Raw genomic sequence first — 17,718 nt, 5'->3', positions numbered from 1 at the left:
GGAGCGGCTTCCAAGGGCGCAATTATACGTCGCTGACGCGACGCCCTTGCTGAGACCCGGTCCGGGCCACCCGCTTCCGACGAACATATTGATTTCGTTCGCAACCGGGAGAGAACTCCGCCGTGGCCGTCCCTCACTTCTCCGTCAGCGTCGTCGCCCGTGGCTCCGGCCGCAGTGCCGTCCTGTCGGCTGCCTACCGGCACTGCGCCAAGATGGAGTTCGAGCGGGAAGCCCGGACGATCGACTACACGCGAAAGCAGGGGCTCCTGCATGAGGAGTTCGTGATCCCTGCCGACGCGCCGGAATGGGTGCGCAGCATGATTGCCGATCGCTCGGTCGCCGGCGCGTCCGAGGCCTTCTGGAACAAAGTGGAGGGCTTCGAGAAGCGATCCGACGCGCAGCTCGCCAAGGACGTCACCACAGCCCTGCCGCTCGAGCTGACGGCCGAGCAGAACATCGCGCTTATGCGCGACTTTGTGGTGCGGCACATCACCGCGAAGGGGATGGTCGCCGACTGGGTCTATCACGACGCCAACGGCAATCCTCACGTCCACCTCATGACCACATTGCGGCCGCTGACCGAAGACGGTTTCGGTTCGAAGAAGGTCGCGGTGCTCGGCCCGGACGCCAAGCCAATCCGAAATGACGCCGGCAAAATCGTCTATGAGCTGTGGGCCGGTAGCACTGAGGATTTCAATGCGTTTCGCGACGGCTGGTTTGACTGCCAGAATAAGCATCTGGCGCTTGCCGGCCTCGATATCCGCATCGATGGCCGTTCCTTCGAAAAGCAAGGTATTCCCCTGGAGCCGACTATTCACCTCGGCGTCGGCACCAAAGCCATCGCGCGCAAGGCCGAGCAATCCGACCGCAAGTCGGAGACCTCGACTCCCAAACTCGAACGCATCGAGCTTCAGGAGGAGCTCCGCAGCGAGAATGCCCGCCGCATCCAGCGCCGTCCCGAGATCGTGCTCGACCTGATCACGAAGGAGAAGAGCGTCTTCGACGAACGCGATGTTGCGAAGGTGTTGTATCGCTATATCGACGATGTCGCTCTGTTCCAAAGTCTGATGGTCCGCATTCTGCGAAGTCCGGAAGCGCTGCGGCTCGAACGCGAGCGGATCAACTTTGCGACAGGTATTCGGACACCCGCAAAGTACACCACGCGCGAGATGATCCGGCTTGAAGCTGAGATGGCCAATCGCGCGATTTGGCTCTCCGGTCGCGCCTCCCATGGCGTCCGTGAGGCGGTGCTGCAGGCGACCTTTGCGCGCCATTCCCGTCTATCGGATGAGCAGCGAACGGCGATCGAGCATGTCGCCGGGGCCTCGCGGATTGCCGCTGTCATCGGCCGCGCCGGCGCCGGCAAGACGACGATGATGAAGGCTGCGCGCGAAGCGTGGGAAACGGCCGGCTATCGTGTGGTCGGCGGAGCCTTGGCTGGCAAAGCCGCCGAAGGTTTGGAGAAGGAAGCCGGCATTGTTTCCCGCACGCTGTCGTCGTGGGAGCTTCGCTGGAACCAGGGTCGCAACCAGCTCGACGACAAGACTGTTTTCGTACTCGACGAGGCGGGCATGGTGTCGTCACGGCAGATGGCGCTCTTCGTCGAAGCCGTCACCAGGGCCGGCGCCAAATTCGTCCTTGTCGGCGATCCGGAACAGCTTCAACCGATCGAAGCAGGCGCCGCCTTCCGTACGATCGCCGATCGCATCGGCTATGCTGAACTCGAGACGATCTACCGGCAGCGTGACCAATGGATGCGCGACGCCTCGCTCGATCTCGCTCGTGGCAATGTCCGCAAGGCTGTCGACGCCTACACCGCCCATGGTCGAATGATTGGTTTGAGACTGAAGGACGAGGCCGTCGAAAACCTGATCGCAGCTTGGGATCGGGACTACGACCCTTCGAAGACCAGCCTGATCCTCTCACACCTTCGCCGCGACGTCCGAAAGCTCAACGATATGGCCCGCGCCAAGCTGGTCGAGCGCGGCGTCGTCGCAGACGGATTTGCGTTTAAGACAGAGGACGGAACCCGCATGTTCGCGACCGGCGACCAGATCGTGTTCCTCAAGAACGAGGGCAGCCTTGGCGTCAAGAACGGCATGCTCGCAAAGGTGCTTGAGGCTGCACCCGGCCGGATCGTCGCTGAGATCGGCGAAGGGGAACATCGTCGCCTGGTCATGATCGAGCAGCGCTTCTACAACAATCTCGATCACGGCTATGCAACGACGATCCACAAGAGCCAGGGCGCGACCGTCGACCGGGTGAAGGTGCTTGCTTCCCTCTCTTTGGACCGGCATCTCACCTATGTCGCCATGACGCGCCATCGTGAGGATCTCGCCGTCTATTTCGGCAGTCGCTCCTTCGCGAAATCCGGCGGCCTCATACCGATCCTGTCGCGCCGGAACGCCAAGGAAACCAGCCTCGATTACGAGAAGGCGTCGTTCTACGGCCAAGCCTTGCGCTTTGCCGAGGCGCGTGGCCTGCACCTCATGAATGTCGCCCGCACGATCGCTCGCGATCGGCTCGAATGGACCGTCCGGCAGAAACAAAAGCTCGCCGATCTCGGCGCACGTCTTGCCGCCATCGGCGCGGCGCTAGGACTGGTTCGCGGCAGCAACAAACACTCCATCCCGGACACAATCAAGGAGGCCAAGCCCATGGTATCAGGCATCACCACCTTCCCGAAATCGCTCGACCAGGCTGTCGAAGACAAGCTCGCCGCCGATCCCGGGCTCAAGAAGCAATGGGAGGACTTCTCGACCCGCTTCCAGCTTGTCTACGCGAAGCCGGAAGCTGCCTTCAAGGCGATCAATGTCGATACCATGTTGAAGGACCAGTCGGTCGCGCAGTCCACCCTGGCAAGGATTGCCGGCGAGCCGGAGAGCTTTGGCGCGCTCAAGGGCAAGACCGGTCTTCGCGCGAGCCGTGGCGACAAGCAGGACCGGGAAAAAGCGCTCGCCAATGTACCGGCGCTCGCCCGAAATCTTGAACGCTACCTTCGTGAGCGGGCCGAGGCCGAATTCAAACACGAGACGGAGGAGCGCGCGGTCCGGCTCAAGGTTTCGGTAGACATCCCGGCGCTCTCCCCATCTGCCAAGCGAACGCTCGAACGCGTGCGCGATGCGATCGATCGCAACGATCTTCCGGCTGGCCTCGAATACGCGCTCGCCGACAAAATGGTGAAGGCCGAACTCGAAGGTTTTGCCAAGGCGGTTTCCGAACGTTTCGGGGAACGGACCTTCCTGCCTCTGGCTGGGAAAGACACTGATGGCAAGACCTTCGAGACTATCACATCGGGCATGACGGCCGGCCAGAAGGCGGAGGTCCAGTCTGCGTGGAATTCCATGCGCACGGTCCAGCAACTTAGCTCTCACGAGCGTACGACCGAAGCGCTGAAGCAGGCCGAGACGCTGCGGCAAACCAAGAGCCAAGGGCTCTCGCTGAAATGACCGAGGCTGCAACCCGCCGGTCGATGACCACGCAGCAACGACGAGCCATTGTGGTTCTGTCGATGGCGGCGGTGGCCGCCATCCTGCTGGCGGTGACTGCCGTCGCCGGCGGCTACCGCATCAATCTGACACCGAGCGAGCCACTCGGCCTGTGGCGCATCATCCCGCTTCATCGACCGGCAGCAGTCGACGACCTCCTGTTCATCTGCCCGCCGGAAACGGCGGCGATGCGGGCAGCGAGGGCACGAGGCTATCTCCGTTCTGGTTCCTGCCCGGGCGGGGTCGCACCGTTGATCAAGACAGTGATCGCCGTTGCAGGACAGCATATCGAAATCGGCGTCAGCGTGAGCGTGGATGGGTGGGGAGTTTCCTCTTCCAGTCTCGCACTACGAGATGGAAAAGGCCGGCCGTTGACGCCCTTTCCGAGCGGCATCGTACCGCCAGGATATGTCTTCCTGCATTCCGCATTCCCCGGCTCCTATGACTCCCGATATTTTGGCCCGGTACCGATCTCCGGCATTCTCGGGCTGGCGCAGGAGGTGTTCACCTATGTGCCGTGATTACCTTCGGCCGGCGCTGCTGATATTCGTTTCGATCGCAATCGGCGTGGTGGGCTGGAGCGGCCATGTTTTGCTTCTACCCGTCGCGCTGGGGTTTCCGCTTCTGTGGTCGATCTCGCGAACGAGATTAGTGGCGGCACTTGTCTCCGCCGGATATTTCCTGGCCGCATCACGTGGTTTGCCGCAAGGCGTGGCCGCCTTCTATTCGTCGGACATCTGGCGGGGCCTTCTGCTCTGGCTGTGTGCGTCTTTGAGCTTCGTTGCCGTGCATACGGTCCTCTGGACGAAGAACAGCGGAGTTCGTCCGTTTCGCTATCTTCTGGCGGCCATCATCATGTCGATCCCGCCTTTCGGTGTCACGGGCTGGGCTCATCCAGTTACGGCTGCGGGTGCTCTGTTCCCGGGATTGGGATGGTGGGGCCTTGGCTTCATGACAGCTGGCATTGCGGGCCTCGTAACCCGCATTTGGCCAGCTGTCGCCATTACCTTCGCAGGCCTTTGGCTGTGGTCCGCCGCATCGTGGACCGAGCCGGGTCTACCCAATGGCTGGCGCGGTGTCGACCTCGAATTGGGCGCTTCGCTCGGTCGGGACGCCGGTCTTCACCGCCAGCGTGACCTGATCGCAACGGTGCGGAATGCGGCCAGCGATGGCGCACGCTTTGTGGTGCTGCCGGAAACTGCGCTCGGCTTTTGGACGCCGACCGTGGAGCGGCTTTGGAAAAGCGCGTCCGACGATACCGATGCGACGGTCATCGCCGGCGCAACGGTGCTCGATGCCACCGGCTACGACAATGTCCTCGTCGCGATCGACAGGAAGGGCGGAAGTAGCATCCTCTATCGCGAACGGATGCCGGTTCCCGGCTCGATGTGGCAGCCGTGGCGTTTCTTGTTCGGGGAGAGTGGCGGTGCCAGGGCGGATTTTTTTGCGAACCCGGTCGTTCCGATCGGTGCCAGCCGGGCAGCGCCGCTGATCTGCTACGAGCAACTGATCGTTTGGCCGATCCTCCAGTCCATGCTCCACGATCCGGATTTTGTCGTCGCCGTGGGAAACGGGTGGTGGACCGAAGGGACGTCGATCGTCGCCATTCAGCGCGCCGCTGCCACCGCATGGGCAAAGCTCTTCGCCAAACCGCTTGTTATTGCCTTCAACACCTGACTGTCTAGGAGACACCATGCTCGACGCCGTCCTGATAAAAGAATGCGCGGACCCTTCCCTCACGCCCGCGATCGTGGAGCAATTTGTGATGGCAGCGGGCTCGGGTGATCCCCTCGCTGTTACCGTCAAATCAGGCGGCCGGTTGATCCTTGTGCCGAAGGCGACATCGGCCGAGGAGGCGATGGCGATCGTCCGCCAATACGCTGGTCAGGCCGTCGTCCGCGTCGGCCTGACGCAGTTTCCCGCTGGCGTTGGCGTAACGGAGCCGGCGGATCTGGAACCTGACCTTGTCGATGCCTGCCAAAACCTCCGCAAAGGCACGGCGATGTTCGCCAAGGTCCTCAGGATCGTTGCGAAATGGTATGGCAACCCCACGAGCAAAGATGTCTTCCCGCAGATTTTTGATGACGCAGTCTACGCATGGAAAACCGGCGAGTTCGAGGGCGTGAGTGTGTTTCAGGCGGAGGATCCTGGAATACCCATCGAAGCGCCGCAGCAAAGCGATGAGACGCGTCCCGCCGAGTCAGTGGATGGCGAGGAAGCGACGCCGAAAGACGTACAGCCAGAGACGATGCAGGATGTTAGGCATGCGGGGATACGGATCGATCTTTCCCGCATCGGTGGTCAGCAATAGCGTTGAGTTCACCTCGCATTGGCGAGGCATGTTCCGGCCAACCCAAAGTTTAGGCGACTCCAAAGCATGAAATTACTGTGCTTCCAGATGCCTGGTCCGTGGTTGTAATGGCAGCGAGCCAGTAAGAAACCGCATACTGACGGGTTCCAGCTATGGAGTTGCCCGATAAAAAACCCGACAGGATCTGATTTCTGTTCGCTGAGCCATGAACTCGCGTGGTTGCGACCAAACCGCTCATTCGTCCAGCCTCGCAGCCGCAACCGCGTGCGGCATCAGGAATGTGGCAATCTCCGCGATGACGTCTGTCAGATCGCCAGGATTGTGTGCAACGCCTTCAACGAAAGCTCGCCATTGCCGCTGCTTTTGCTGGTCCTTGGCAAAGGCGTCCGTTAGGGCGTCGGGGAGGTCAATGGGGATCGATGTCTCGCGGCGATCAAAGGTAGCGGCTATTGCGCGCGCCAGCCGATCATCGCCGAAGTCGAAAGACCTGCTGAGGATCCAGATGTCGTAGAAATCCTTCATGCGGCTGTTTACTCGCCCCAGCATCACCATTGCCTGGAACTTCTCGGCAATGACCGTTTCTCGCGCATAGGCCCGAAGCCGCGGCATCGGAAAATCGAGCATGGAAGGATAATCCAAAACCTCCACCCCAGGCTCAAGCGCATCGCCAAAACCGATGTCGATCGTCAGGTTAATCCGGGCTCCGCTGATCGAAGCGATCACCCGCAGCCTGAGCCCACCATAATCCAATGCCTCGCGAATACGATCCACATGCAGCGTATCAGCGTCGAACGTAACGCCATCGTCGGCCTCTTGCGCCAGAATTCCCCGAAATGTCTCAAGCATCGGGTCCGGACTCGGATCACCGAAACCCAAAAGATCGAGGTCGCGCGTGCCTCGGTGCGGATTGTCGAACCAACTCATCATCAACATCGCCCCTTTTAGAACGAAGCGACCGGCGTGGGGCGACTGGCTAAGCCGGAACAATAACCGTTCAAGAGCAAAACGCGTCAGGACCAGATCGAAGCTTTGCCCGCTTGCCTTGGCGAGTTGCAACAGGCGGGCGCGCACCGAGGCGCCGACGTTTCTGATTTCTTTAGCCATTGGCGGTCAGCGCCTCGAGATACGGCCGGATCACCGATCCGACGCCACCGCGTTCGGCCTGGTTGGCGATTTCGCCAGGAGTAGCCCTTCGTTGCCGCAGCGCCTCCTGCAGCCCTTCTATCGCTACCGAAAGGCCGATCTTGTTGCGATAGCGAAAGCAATCGGCAATTGTCTTGGCAATTCCAAAGACCCTCACGGGAACGCCTTCAATGACATGGGGTTCGACGCTTTCGTTGAGAAGGCCGTCTGTGAAACGCACGATGCGCATAGCGGGGCCGTCCAGTTTCGGAGCCCAGTCCTTACGGCCTATGGCAAGCCAGATTTGTCCTGGGAGCTGATCTGTCAGGCCGTGGAACGCCAGTGCCGAAACGAGGCAGATAACGCCTTTGGGTGCGCGTTTGGCAACCTCCGCCAGGCTGTGGTTGACGTCGAGCTGCGCATCAGGAAGTTGATAAAGACCGCGGGCAAGCCGGAGCACTTCACCATCTCGTTCCATTCGGCTCATGGTGGCAGCCGTCACACCTGCGTTCCGCAGTTCCACCAAACGTGCTATTCCGCGCTCAGTTAGCACGGTGCGGGCAATTTGGCGTTGCGTGACGGGAATGGGCATTGATATAAAAGCTCGGAGAATTGGATCTATTATCCTAGGATTTGTATCACATCCCTGAGGTCGAGAAAGCCCTCGCTTTGTGAATTCTTCACCACGAATAATTGCCTCGATTGGATGAGAGCTGACAAATCCAGTGGTCGCCAAGAGTAAAGATGTAGCCTTGCCGACGGACCTAGCCAATTGACGTGAAAGCATTCGTGGCCATGATCTTGAGCCACGGCCACGAGGGATAGTGCAGGCATTCATCGACCTGGCGCTTTACGAAGCCTTCCCTGAAGGTCTTCCAGTATCGGCCTTGTCGAGAGGCAAGCGGTTTATCGACTGCACCTACAGTCCCTGCTCCGATAACTTTCGTGGCCGCCCACTGGTAGGATGAGCCGCTACCCAGATTTCTGCGAGATCTACCATGCGCGCCGTGAGAGCTGGATAGCCTTCAACGATCTCTATGGCGTCGGCGCCTTGCTTCTTCATAGCGGCAACCATTCGCACCGGAACCCGCGTCCCCTTGAAGACCGGCTCGCCGCCAATCACTGCATCTTCAGAAGGAGAGTACGATGGGCAAGCTCAGTCGAGACTTGCCGGTTATCGTGATTTCGTCACGAGCTCGGCCGGGTCAACGCTCAGGGCTTCTGCGATCTGACCAAGGACGGTGACCGTCGCAGACATCTCGGCGCGCTCGATAGCTCCAATATGGCGCACGCTCAGGCCTGTACGATGCGCCAATTCCTCCTGCGTCAGTTGCTTACCATGACGTATCCGACGCAGATTAATCGCCATGACCTCCTTGAGATCCATGACGTGAGAGGAACCGTAATCGGAACTATCGTTCCAGGAACTATAGTTCCGATTCGTACTGCCATGTGTTATTACTCGTCCGGCCGATCATCCACATCGAGAGCACATAAGGCATACGATCACTGGCCGTGCATCCAACGCCTAAACGGTATAGTGCTCACGAGGTCTTTGAGCGGTGAAAGAAAGACGCTAGGGAAGAAATGGGATGAACGACGCAGACTCGTCCGAGATAAACAATGAAAAACAAGAAAGACCATCTCGCTACAGTTCGATGCAAGAGTCACAACTAGAGGTGCTGGCGGTTGCCGCAATCCGTGAGCACCGCCATCTTATTGCCGCCGACGAAGCTGTCTACGAGGAATGGACTCGCGCGAGCGGCGATCCGTCCGTTTCCGGTGCCGTACTAAAAAGTCTGCAGGATGAGTACGTCGCGCGTCAGAACAAATCTGAGGCCCAGCAGGAGGTGCTGTCGGAAATCATCGATGCGCTTGGTTACATCCCTGAAGTTGCCCCAGATGGCGAAGAATGACGCTCATACCAGACCGTGGTCTTTGGCGATCGCGACAAGTTGCGGAACGGTCGCTGCGTCGAGCTTTTCGCGCGCCTTATCAAGGTAGTGCTGCACTGTCCTCGGGTTGATCCCGGTCAGCATTGCGGTTTCCGGAGCGCTTTTGCCCTTTGCCGCCCACATGAGGCACATTGCTTCTCTTGGTGAAAGCAACCGTTTCGGAGCGACAATCGTCTTCGCAGCTATGATTTTCAGGCGGTAATGGATCGCCAGAACCGCGCGAATCGCTTTTTGCGCATCCTGCAGCTTTTTAACGGCAGCCGTCTGCGCTGAGGATGCAAATGTCAGCATCATCGTCGACCCGAAACTTCCTTCGACGGGAATCGTCACCCCACTCCGAACGCCGTAATCGATCGCCTGGTCCCGAAAACGCCTGAGTTCGGATGTTCCACGAGCGGGCCAATCGTCGGCCGTCCAGGAAAACATTTCCATGCGACGCTTGGCTTCCGTAACGACCGGGTCGATGCGGGAGTACTGGCTTTCGAGATAAACGCCCTGCCATTCCTCCGGATAGGAGTTGAATGTGCGGATTTCCAACCCCTCGGTCTGCAGATAAGCAAAACGGTCGAAGCCACATGCGTGCGCAAATGTCTTCAAAGCACTTTTGATCATACGTTCATCATGCGCGGCTTCTGTCATATCGATGAGAGAGCGAAGGTCACCGTCCACTAACTTTTCTCCTTTTGCGACGGTGCAAGCCTCCCACTCGTCGCGCCGTTCTGACGCCGCGAGGTACCGGTTGCCACCGTTCGGCTAGCCGGAGCCACATGGGACATTGGACGATACGGCAGTTGCTTCTACGCGAAGCAGATCCACGTTCGTTGCCTCGCTTAGGTCTATTCACCTCTGCCGAGTATTCAACTCTTTCTGATCTAAAGACGATGATTTTTGTAGAGAATTTTAGTCACACCTGCGTCGCCACGCGGAATGACCTTGCGACGTTCAGTGATGTCGCGAAAATCTGAGGATCCTTTACCTGGTTAGCGGCCGCTATAGACAGATGGAAAAACAATATCCTGATCGACCAGGACGTTGAACTTGTAGCCCGGCCGGATGCGAATTGTCGGCTGAACGTTCAGATTCTTCGAGATCGTCTCTTCCGCTACCCGTCCGAATGACTCGGCAAAATTCCGCCGAGCTGCATCCGAGGCGGTGTCCTGCGTCGCGAGCGTCGAACTCTCAGGCATCGACATATCGATCCCGGTCCCGATGATTGCCGTTAGCGCCGCCGAACCGAACGTCCTCGAGAGATGGCGGTCGGTCATGTCCTGTAAGCCGCCATATCCTTCGGCGTCCGTGCCGGCCATGCCACCGATCTGCAGTGTAGACCCATTCGGAAAAATGAGGTCGGTCCAGACGACAAGAACGCGCGCCTGGCCGAAGGACACCTTGGAATCGTAACGGCCGAACAGCTTTGCGCCTTGCGGGATGAGAAGGCGATAGCCGGTCGCACTGTCGTAGACATTCTGGCTGATCTGAGCTGTAATGCGCCCTGGCAGGTCGGAATTCAGGCCGGTGATCAATGTCGCTGGGATGACCGAACCGCGCTTCAATTCATTGGGTGACATCTGCGGCACCACCTGGTTTGGCAGGTAGCCGAGATCCTTGATGTCCTGATTGAAGAAATCCTCCTTCGACGTCTGCCCGTTCTGATCGACGTTCTCTCCCGGCGGGCCGGATTTCATGGCCGCGGCGTAAAGGTCGGAGGCGCTGTTCGCCACGGCATTTGTCGGCTGGTGGCCGGTGTCATTGGTCGAGCTTGCAGCCTTCTCGACATCGGAAATGTCGACCTTGAGCGGCGAATCGAGCGCCGTGGAACGAGCTTGGAGACGCGCCATCCGCTGCCGCTGCGCCTCGCGCATATATTGTTCATCCTGCTCTCGCTTCAGGCGAGCCTTCCATTCCTCTTCGGATTCGAGCCTTTGTCGGCGATCTTGTCGCTCCACTGGATGGCGATCCACGACCGGATCCTGCTCTTCCTTTTTCTCGACCACGACGGGTGTCGGTTGAAACACCTCCTGCTTTTCTGGGTCACCGATAATGCCGTCCGTGACACCCCGCTTAAGCTGGTCGCCGAAACTGGTCGCAGGGCTGTTGGAAGCGCTCTCGATGTCGCCACGATGGAAGGAAAGCCCGCGCAGCGACAGACCAATCACAACGACGCCGACGAACAGCACGATGACGGTGATGGCGACGATGATCGGCAGGCGGTTGAGCCGCCTCATGCCCTGCTGATCGTCGGCCTGGCTAGAGGTGCCAAGCTGGAGCGACTGGACCATGTTAATCTCCGTCAGTTGCGCTGCATGATCGAAAGGGAACTGGCCGGCACAGCACCCGCCGCCGTCGGCGTGTAAGCGCGGCCGAGAGCGATGGATGACGTCGAAAGCCGCGCCAAAACCTGCCCGTCAAAGCCCTCGATCGAATAGGAAAGCTCGATCGGCTTGACGTCTTTGGCGATCTTGCCGTCCGTGACGACCGTGTAGCCCCATCCCTTCAGGGCGGCTTCGAGGGCGGTCGCGAAGTCCGACGTGTCCTTCTTCATTTTGATCGTCGTCGTAGCACCCTCCGGGCCGATCTGTTCAGCCAGACGGCTTGCCATGTCGCCGGCGATGGCGCTTGCAGCCGGTCCGGTGACGGCCACCGGCGTCGAGCTGGTGGTCAGTGCGTCGTCGGCCGTTTGGCAGCCGGAGAGGAGCGCGGCCGCGATGAAGAATGCGAATAGCTTCCGCATGGTTCAGCCTCCCCGCCGGATGGTGATCTTCTGCTGCCGCCAACCGACGCCGGAAACGAGGATCGCCTTGTCGATCGCATAGTCGACGGTCATCATGTCGTTCTTCATCCGGTAATTGACGATGCGATTTTGACCGCCGGAAACGACGAAGAGCACAGGTGCATCCTGACCGGAGATCGACTTCGGGAACTGGATGTAGGTCTTCACCCCGTCAGAATAGACCCGCTTCGGTTTCCAGGGCGCGCTCCCGCTCACCGAGTAGGAGAAGTTCAGCTCCGGCGCTGTGCCCGGAATGCCGCCCGTTTCGAGACGGGCGTTTATGTCGGCGAGCTTGGTGGACACGTCTTCCGGATATTCGAAGCCAATGCGCGCCATGTACTGGCTGGGATGGGATTTGAGCTGGATGTGATAGGTTCGACGTGACGTGGTGACGACCATCGAGGTGAGAAGCCCTGGCTCAGATGGTTTGACGATTAGATGGATGGCCTGTCCGCCTGTCGCACCCGAGGTGGCCGGCTCTACCTTCCAGCGCACGGTGTCGCCGACGAGGACGTCGCGAACGATCTCGCCACCCTGAAGTTCGATGTCGCAGACCTGTAAAGGCGAGCAGACGACGGAAGGTTGAGTTTCGCCGAACAAGAAGATCACCTTTCCGTCCGGTCCCGTCGTGACCAGTCCCGGCGTGCCGCGCCACTTCCTGGAAAGATTTGTTCCTTTCACCTCGTTGCTCGTCATGCTTTGCGCCTGCGCGCCCGCGGCAAGCAAGAGTCCGGCTATGCAGCCGGCGGCTGCGATCAATCCCGTTTTTTTCATTGAAAGTATCCCTGCCCTTAAAGCTGTGCCGTCCAGTCGAAATCCCGGACATAGAGGCCGATCGGATTGAGGCGGATCGTCGCCTCATCCTGTGGCGCGGTGAGCGTCACAGTCGCGATGCCGCGGAAACGACGCATGCCGGTTTCCTTGCCCTTTCGGTCCCGCTCGTATTCCGTCCAGTCGATCTGATAGGTCTGGTTCGAAAGCGCGACGATGTTGTTGACCTCGATGGCAATGGTCGAAGACTTCGCCTTCTCGAACGGGGAGTTGCCCCGGAACCAGGTGTTGACCTTCTCGGTCGATGGGTCGGACGTGCGCAGAAGGGCGTAGGTACGGTCGATATATTGCTTCTGCACCACCGCATCCGGCGTGATCGAGCGAAAGCTTGTAATGAAGTTGCCGAGTGTGGCGCGCACCACGCGGACATCGGCATACTCGATCTGCTCGGGGAAGCCTGCCGTGACTGCCGTCCCGAGCTTGTCGACCTCGACGATGTAAGGCACGAGCCTCACCTGCGTGCTCAAATACATCGCGTAGCTGAAGCCGATGACGGCCATGACCAGACCGAGGACTCCCACGATGCGCCATGCGGCTGCGGCCTTCACATAGGAGCCATAGCGTTCGCTCCATTCCTGGCGGGCGGCAAGATACGGGTTTTCCGGGGCGCGGTTCGCTGCCATTTATTCTTCCCTTGTCTCGATTACGGTTTGTCGTTGCGTTCGGGAGGAGGCTTCGGTGCGCTATGACCGCCGCGATGCTCATCGAGCTTGGCATTGGCAAGTCCGAGAATGGACCCGGCATAAGCGCCCGGAGAGCCGATTGCCTTTTCCTTCGCGGCGGATCCGGCTGCTTGCGCGCCGGAACTGAAGCTCGCACCCATGCCGCGAAGAGCAGCACCTGCGACCGAGGAGCCTGCGGCGCGGGCCGCCTGCGCAGCCGCGAAGCCCGCACCGGCAGCGCCGGCGGCGAGGAAACCAGCACCGGCGGCGAAGGACGCCGCTTGCCCGCCGTGCCGGATTGCCTCCATGCCACCGGAGACCGATGCGCCCTGGACGACGCCCTGGATGATGTTCGGGACGTACATGGCGATGATGAAAACAACGACGGCAATTCCAGCGACGGCAAGAGCGGTTTGAAACTGGTCGCCGATATCGGGCTGGTTGGCGAGGCCGATCAACACTTCCGAACCAATGCGAGAGATCATCACAAGGGCCATGAGCTTCATCCCGACGGAGAAGGCGTAGACCAGGTAGCGGACTGCAAAATCCTTGGTGAACGACGATCCACCAAGGCCGAGCATGATCATGCCGGCCAGCAGCCCGATATACATTTCGACCATGACCGACACGAAAATCGCTGCGACCAGAGAAAATGCGATGACTGTCACGACCATCGCGAACGCTGCCGAGATTGCGAGAGCATTGTCTTCGAAGAGGCCGAACTGTACCTTTTCCGACATTTTCGTTGCAACTGCGAGCCCGGCGTTGAACACGTCAGCTGGTGATGCCGTCCCTCCTCCGGCGCCGATTTGGAAGAGACTGTCTGCGACCGCCTTGGCGAAGGTGGGTCCCTGCGCTAGCACAAACGCGAAGAAGCCCACAAACATGATCCGCCGCACCAGTTCGGCGAACCAGCTATCCAGCGAGGCTGACTGGATGGCCAGCCAGACGGCCGCTATGCCGATCTCGATCGTTGCGAGGATCCAGAACAGAGATCTCGCAGCGTCCATGACGGTGCTTTCCCACCCCTTCGCGGCGGTAGTGATCTGGCTCTGGAGGGAGGTCAAAACTGACCCTTCTTGCGCAAGCGCCGGCTGGGTCGCCATCACCGCGAACGCGGCAACGAGCATGGCGACCCGTAGCTGATGAAGTCTCGTCATGGTTGGCATGCGATCACCATTCGACCTTCATCTTTTCGCCGCCCGATGTGGGATACTCCTTCGATGAACCAAAAAACTTCTCCCGGCGCTCCCATGCGGCCTGTTTTTCCGAGATGAGCAACCATAGGCCGGTGCTGCCGACAGCGAGACTCGTCGCGATCGCGACTAGGATCAGTTTCGTTTTCACCACTCCACCTTCATCTTTTCGCCGCCTGAGGTGGAAGGAGCCGTCGCACTGAAGAATTTTTCCCGCCGCGCCTGCGCCAGATCCTTGTCGGTCTGTTCCGTCTGAAGCCAGGTTCCCATCATCGTCATCTGTTGGGAGACGAGACCGCGAAGCTTCTGCATTTGCGCGACTTGCTGAGCGGCGATCTCGTGGCCGACCTGCAAAGCCTTCATCTGCCCGTCAGCCGTTTCGGACATCGACCGCAGCGAGGACATCGTATCCTCCTCGCTGTCGAACTGGTCGGCCGTGAGGCTCGCCGCCTTCAGCGAGCTGGCGATCGTGTCACGGTTGGTGTTTGACCAGGACTGATAGGTCGAGGAGAACGTCGTGTTGTCCGGCAAGTTCGTCTTGAGATCGGCATAGCTTTGAAAGCGTTGCTGAAGAACGTCGTCCGCATTTCCCATCGAAAAAGCGATGCCCTGTCCCTGGTCGATGATACTGCGTAGCTGGTTGAGATCGCTTTCGACCTGCCCCCAGACATGGTCAGGAAGCTGCGCGGTGTTTTGCAGCATGTTCTCGTAGATCTTCAGTTGGTTCTGGATCTGCTCTGCAAGTTGGCTGATCTGGGTCAGCTGATTGTCGACCTGGATGCCGGAGCTTTTCATGAGGTCCACGAGCTGCGCATTGTTGGCGAGCTGCGTCCATTCCGTGGCAGCGCCGGTGGCTGTACCGGCTTGCACTGAGCCTGCGCCTCCAATCGTAAGAGCGGCGGCCGCCAAGCCGGCGAACCATCTATTTGAGCAGCGATGCGGCATCGTGAACTCCTCTCGTTTCAAGCCAGTGGATCGGCCAGTCGTGGCCATGTTCGGATTTCAGTGTGCGGATGCGTTTGAGGTCCTCTTTGCCCGACGCGCCGACAAAGCTCAGCGCGACTGGCCCAAGCGACATGTTGAAGAGCCGCCGGCCTTCCGGCGTGGCGACGTAGTATTCGCGCTTCGGCATGGCGGTAGCGACGATCTCGATCTGCCGCTCGTTGAAGCCGATGCGCTCGTAGAATTCGCGCGTTCCCGACTCCCGGGCGGCGCCATTCGGAAGGCAAATCTTGGTGGGGCAGGATTCCTTCAGCACGTCGATAATCCCGGACCGCTCGGCATCGGAGATCGATTGGGTGGCAAGAACGACAGCGCAGTTCGCCTTGCGCAGCACCTTCAGCCACTCGCGAATTTTGTCGCGGAACACAGGGTGGCCGAGCATCAGCCACGCCTCGTCAAGCACGATCAGACTTGGCGACCCGTCCAGGCGCTTTTCGATCCGGCGGAACAGGTAGGTCAACACTGGCACGAGGTTACGCTCGCCCATATTCATCAGTTGCTCGATCTCGAAGGTCTGGAAGGCGCCAAGCGTGAGGCCATCCTCTTCCGCATCAAGGAACTGACCCATGGGGCCATCGACGGTGTAGTGGTGCAACGCGTCCTTGATCTCGCGCAACTGCACGCCGCTGACGAAATCCGAGAGCGAGCGACCGGATGCGCTCGCCATCAGTCCTACCTGCCGAGAGATGGCGTTACGATGATCTGGGGTGATGGTGACGCCCTGCAGGCCGACGAGCATCTCGATCCATTCCGTCGCCCAAGCCCGGTCGGCATCACTTTTGAGTTCGGACAACGGGCAAAAGGCCAACGCCCTCCCCTCTTCCACATTGTCGCCGCCGATCTCATAATGATCGCCGCCAGCAGCGAGCGTCAGGGGTTGAAGTGAACTGCCTTTGTCAAAGGCGAAGATCTGCGCATGTTCGTACCGGCGAAACTGCGCGGCGATCAGGGCCAGAAGCGTCGACTTGCCCGAACCCGTTGGACCGAAGATCAGTGTGTGGCCGACATCATCGACGTGCAGGTTCAGACGAAACGATGTCGATCCGCTCGCAACCTGCATCAAGGGCGGGGAATTCGCTGCGTAAAAGGGGCATGGCGCGACCGGGTTTCCCGACCAGACCGAGTTCAGCGGAATCAAGTCGGCGAGATTGCTGGTGTTAATCAGCGGCTCACGGATGTTGCAATACCAGTTGCCCGGCAAGCTGCCGAGATAGGCGTCGGTGGCGTTGAGCGTTTCGATCCGCGCACCGAAACCTTCCGCCTGGATCAACCGCCGGATCGCTTCGGCCTTTTCCTGGAGTGCTTCGCGATCGCTGTCGAACAGCACGACGACCGGTGTGTAATAGCCATAGGCAACCAGCTGTGACGAGGCCTGCGCGATGGCATCCTCCGTCTCGACCACCATGGTCATCGCGTCCTGGTCGACGGATCGACTTTGTGTCTGGAATATCTGGTCGAAGAACGGCCGGACCTTCTGCTGCCATTTCTTGCGTGTGCGTTCGAGCTTCTGTCGAGCCTCCTCGGCATCGAGAAAGATGAAACGTGACGACCACCGATAGGTCAGCGGCATCAAATCAAGGCTGTTCAGAATCCCCGGCCAGCTTTCGGCCGGCAGACCGTCGATCGCGACGACGCCGAGGAAACGGTTTTCGACCTTTGGCGTCAGTCCGTGCTCAAGCTCCGCCGTGGCAATCCAGTCGAGATACATCGGAATATCGGGAAGCCGGATTGGATGGCTTTCCCCAGTGGTGCAGAATCGGGCGAACTGGAGCAACTCGTCATACCGGGCAATTCGCTCCCCTCCCCTCTCAAGTGTTTCGCGGGTTTCCATTCGCCGGATCGAAAGTGTGTTGGCAAAATACTGCTCAAGCTCACGCACCGCGTTCCTGAACACGAAAAGCACCGTGTCCGCGTAGGACTTCTTCCGGCTCTCCTCATCCGCATAGATGTATTTGCTGAGTGCAGTCTTCTTGGACTCAAGTGGCCGGTAGGTCAGGATCAGCGCATGCTTGCTCTCGAAATGCCCCTGCTCGCGCGCGAAATGCGCCCGACGCTCGGCATCGATTGCGCGGGTCACGGGGTCGGGGAAATGGCATCGATCTTCTGATGGATAGTCGACTGTCGGAATACGGATGGCCTCGACCTGGATCATCCAGCCGCTTCCGAGCCGTGACAGAACGGCATTGATCTGCCGCGACAACTCGTTGCGCTCAAGGTCGGTCGCACTTTCGGAGTCCGTGCCAGCGAAGTACCAGCCGGCCATCAGGCTTCCGTCCTTCAAGAGGAGGACACCATTGTCGACAAGGCCGGCATAGGGAACGAGATCGGCGAAGGACGGGCCGGTTACCCGGAAGCGTTTGAGAGCTACCATGGCCGCCGCC

At 59.6% G+C, this 17,718-nt stretch carries 17 protein-coding genes and 1 pseudogene; 5 read left to right on the top strand and 13 right to left on the bottom strand.

Annotated features, from left to right (window positions below; genetic code table 11):
• Positions 1-122: 122 nt before the first annotated feature.
• From traA to HJB89_RS21240, 4 genes are read left to right on the top strand one after another with little or no spacing between them, the layout of a single operon-like run.
• Entirely contained in the window at positions 123-3,449 is a 3,327-nt protein-coding gene (gene traA / locus HJB89_RS21255) for a Ti-type conjugative transfer relaxase TraA (RefSeq protein WP_018516732.1), read from the top strand.
• Complete coding sequence (traF, locus tag HJB89_RS21250; RefSeq protein ID WP_018516731.1) at positions 3,446-4,009, top strand: conjugative transfer signal peptidase TraF; 564 nt, start codon at positions 3,446-3,448, stop codon at positions 4,007-4,009. The genes traA and traF overlap by 4 nt, the downstream gene beginning before the upstream one ends.
• Positions 3,999-5,165, top strand: a complete 1,167-nt coding sequence (locus HJB89_RS21245; RefSeq protein WP_018516730.1) for a conjugal transfer protein TraB — start codon at positions 3,999-4,001, stop codon at positions 5,163-5,165. Before traF ends, HJB89_RS21245 begins: the two co-directional genes overlap by 11 nt.
• Before the next feature lie 16 nt (positions 5,166-5,181).
• Positions 5,182-5,799, top strand: coding sequence for a TraH family protein (locus HJB89_RS21240; protein WP_018516729.1), 618 nt, complete (start codon positions 5,182-5,184; stop codon positions 5,797-5,799).
• 234 nt (positions 5,800-6,033) lie between these two features.
• On the opposite strand, the gene HJB89_RS21235 is transcribed toward HJB89_RS21240, so the two are convergent.
• From HJB89_RS21235 to HJB89_RS21220, 4 genes and pseudogenes are all read right to left on the bottom strand, one after another.
• Complete coding sequence (locus HJB89_RS21235) at positions 6,034-6,903, bottom strand: nucleotidyl transferase AbiEii/AbiGii toxin family protein (protein WP_018516728.1); 870 nt, start codon at positions 6,901-6,903, stop codon at positions 6,034-6,036.
• Positions 6,896-7,513, bottom strand: a complete 618-nt coding sequence (locus HJB89_RS21230) for a type IV toxin-antitoxin system AbiEi family antitoxin domain-containing protein (RefSeq protein WP_026242323.1) — start codon at positions 7,511-7,513, stop codon at positions 6,896-6,898. The genes HJB89_RS21235 and HJB89_RS21230 overlap by 8 nt, the downstream gene beginning before the upstream one ends.
• A gap of 258 nt (positions 7,514-7,771) precedes the next feature.
• Positions 7,772-8,056 (bottom strand): annotated as a pseudogene (locus HJB89_RS21225) (DUF433 domain-containing protein); the annotation flags it as partial.
• Between the two features lie 39 nt (positions 8,057-8,095).
• Positions 8,096-8,308 (bottom strand): helix-turn-helix domain-containing protein, encoded by a 213-nt coding sequence (locus HJB89_RS21220; RefSeq protein ID WP_018482035.1) that lies wholly within the window; start codon positions 8,306-8,308, stop codon positions 8,096-8,098.
• A 205-nt stretch (positions 8,309-8,513) separates the two neighbouring features.
• Between HJB89_RS21220 and HJB89_RS21215 the strand changes: the two genes are divergently transcribed.
• On the top strand, positions 8,514-8,837 hold the full coding sequence (locus HJB89_RS21215; protein ID WP_018482034.1) for a transcriptional repressor TraM: 324 nt from the start codon (positions 8,514-8,516) through the stop codon (positions 8,835-8,837).
• A gap of 3 nt (positions 8,838-8,840) precedes the next feature.
• Here the strand turns inward: HJB89_RS21215 and HJB89_RS21210 are convergent, their stop codons facing one another.
• From HJB89_RS21210 to HJB89_RS21170, 9 genes are all read right to left on the bottom strand, one after another.
• On the bottom strand, positions 8,841-9,545 hold the full coding sequence (locus tag HJB89_RS21210; protein ID WP_221150506.1) for an autoinducer binding domain-containing protein: 705 nt from the start codon (positions 9,543-9,545) through the stop codon (positions 8,841-8,843).
• Between the two features lie 311 nt (positions 9,546-9,856).
• Positions 9,857-11,155: an IncP-type conjugal transfer protein TrbI gene (gene trbI / locus HJB89_RS21205; RefSeq protein WP_018516723.1), complete on the bottom strand. Its 1,299-nt coding sequence runs from the start codon at positions 11,153-11,155 to the stop codon at positions 9,857-9,859.
• Between the two features lie 11 nt (positions 11,156-11,166).
• Positions 11,167-11,607 carry a conjugal transfer protein TrbH gene (trbH, locus tag HJB89_RS21200; protein WP_018516722.1) on the bottom strand — a complete coding sequence of 147 codons (441 nt, stop codon included), beginning with the start codon at positions 11,605-11,607 and terminating at the stop codon, positions 11,167-11,169.
• Positions 11,608-11,610: 3 nt separating this feature from the next.
• A complete protein-coding gene (trbG, locus tag HJB89_RS21195; RefSeq protein WP_026242322.1) occupies positions 11,611-12,420 on the bottom strand; it encodes a P-type conjugative transfer protein TrbG in 810 nt (269 codons plus the stop codon).
• 17 nt (positions 12,421-12,437) lie between these two features.
• Positions 12,438-13,100: a conjugal transfer protein TrbF gene (locus tag HJB89_RS21190; protein ID WP_018516720.1), complete on the bottom strand. Its 663-nt coding sequence runs from the start codon at positions 13,098-13,100 to the stop codon at positions 12,438-12,440.
• A gap of 20 nt (positions 13,101-13,120) precedes the next feature.
• Positions 13,121-14,299 (bottom strand): P-type conjugative transfer protein TrbL, encoded by a 1,179-nt coding sequence (gene trbL, locus HJB89_RS21185; RefSeq protein WP_018516719.1) that lies wholly within the window; start codon positions 14,297-14,299, stop codon positions 13,121-13,123.
• A gap of 13 nt (positions 14,300-14,312) precedes the next feature.
• On the bottom strand, positions 14,313-14,489 hold the full coding sequence (gene trbK / locus HJB89_RS21180) for an entry exclusion protein TrbK (RefSeq protein ID WP_018516718.1): 177 nt from the start codon (positions 14,487-14,489) through the stop codon (positions 14,313-14,315).
• Positions 14,483-15,280, bottom strand: coding sequence for a P-type conjugative transfer protein TrbJ (trbJ, locus tag HJB89_RS21175; RefSeq protein WP_026242321.1), 798 nt, complete (start codon positions 15,278-15,280; stop codon positions 14,483-14,485). Before trbJ ends, trbK begins: the two co-directional genes overlap by 7 nt.
• Positions 15,258-17,708 carry a conjugal transfer protein TrbE gene (locus HJB89_RS21170; RefSeq protein WP_018516716.1) on the bottom strand — a complete coding sequence of 817 codons (2,451 nt, stop codon included), beginning with the start codon at positions 17,706-17,708 and terminating at the stop codon, positions 15,258-15,260. The genes trbJ and HJB89_RS21170 overlap by 23 nt, the downstream gene beginning before the upstream one ends.
• Positions 17,709-17,718 lie beyond the last annotated feature (10 nt).

It is taken from the genome of Rhizobium sp. NZLR8 (assembly GCF_019685025.1).
Lineage (GTDB): Bacteria > Pseudomonadota > Alphaproteobacteria > Rhizobiales > Rhizobiaceae > Rhizobium.
This window is presented reverse-complemented; position numbering and strand designations above follow the sequence as displayed.

What these genes read in the sequence shown, in the direction of transcription:
- traF (WP_018516731.1), top strand. Translation starts at nt 3,446, where the DNA reads ATGACCGAGGCTGCAACCCGCCGGTCGATGACCACGCAGCAACGACGA.
- HJB89_RS21245 (WP_018516730.1), top strand. Translation starts at nt 3,999, where the DNA reads ATGTGCCGTGATTACCTTCGGCCGGCGCTGCTGATATTCGTTTCGATC.
- trbH (WP_018516722.1), bottom strand. Translation starts at nt 11,607, where the DNA reads ATGCGGAAGCTATTCGCATTCTTCATCGCGGCCGCGCTCCTCTCCGGC.
- HJB89_RS21240 (WP_018516729.1), top strand. Translation starts at nt 5,182, where the DNA reads ATGCTCGACGCCGTCCTGATAAAAGAATGCGCGGACCCTTCCCTCACG.
- trbJ (WP_026242321.1), bottom strand. Translation starts at nt 15,280, where the DNA reads ATGCCGCATCGCTGCTCAAATAGATGGTTCGCCGGCTTGGCGGCCGCC.
- HJB89_RS21230 (WP_026242323.1), bottom strand. Translation starts at nt 7,513, where the DNA reads ATGCCCATTCCCGTCACGCAACGCCAAATTGCCCGCACCGTGCTAACT.
- trbG (WP_026242322.1), bottom strand. Translation starts at nt 12,420, where the DNA reads ATGAAAAAAACGGGATTGATCGCAGCCGCCGGCTGCATAGCCGGACTC.
- HJB89_RS21190 (WP_018516720.1), bottom strand. Translation starts at nt 13,100, where the DNA reads ATGGCAGCGAACCGCGCCCCGGAAAACCCGTATCTTGCCGCCCGCCAG.
- trbI (WP_018516723.1), bottom strand. Translation starts at nt 11,155, where the DNA reads ATGGTCCAGTCGCTCCAGCTTGGCACCTCTAGCCAGGCCGACGATCAG.
- HJB89_RS21170 (WP_018516716.1), bottom strand. Translation starts at nt 17,708, where the DNA reads ATGGTAGCTCTCAAACGCTTCCGGGTAACCGGCCCGTCCTTCGCCGAT.
- HJB89_RS21235 (WP_018516728.1), bottom strand. Translation starts at nt 6,903, where the DNA reads ATGGCTAAAGAAATCAGAAACGTCGGCGCCTCGGTGCGCGCCCGCCTG.
- HJB89_RS21215 (WP_018482034.1), top strand. Translation starts at nt 8,514, where the DNA reads ATGAACGACGCAGACTCGTCCGAGATAAACAATGAAAAACAAGAAAGA.
- trbL (WP_018516719.1), bottom strand. Translation starts at nt 14,299, where the DNA reads ATGACGAGACTTCATCAGCTACGGGTCGCCATGCTCGTTGCCGCGTTC.
- HJB89_RS21220 (WP_018482035.1), bottom strand. Translation starts at nt 8,308, where the DNA reads ATGGATCTCAAGGAGGTCATGGCGATTAATCTGCGTCGGATACGTCAT.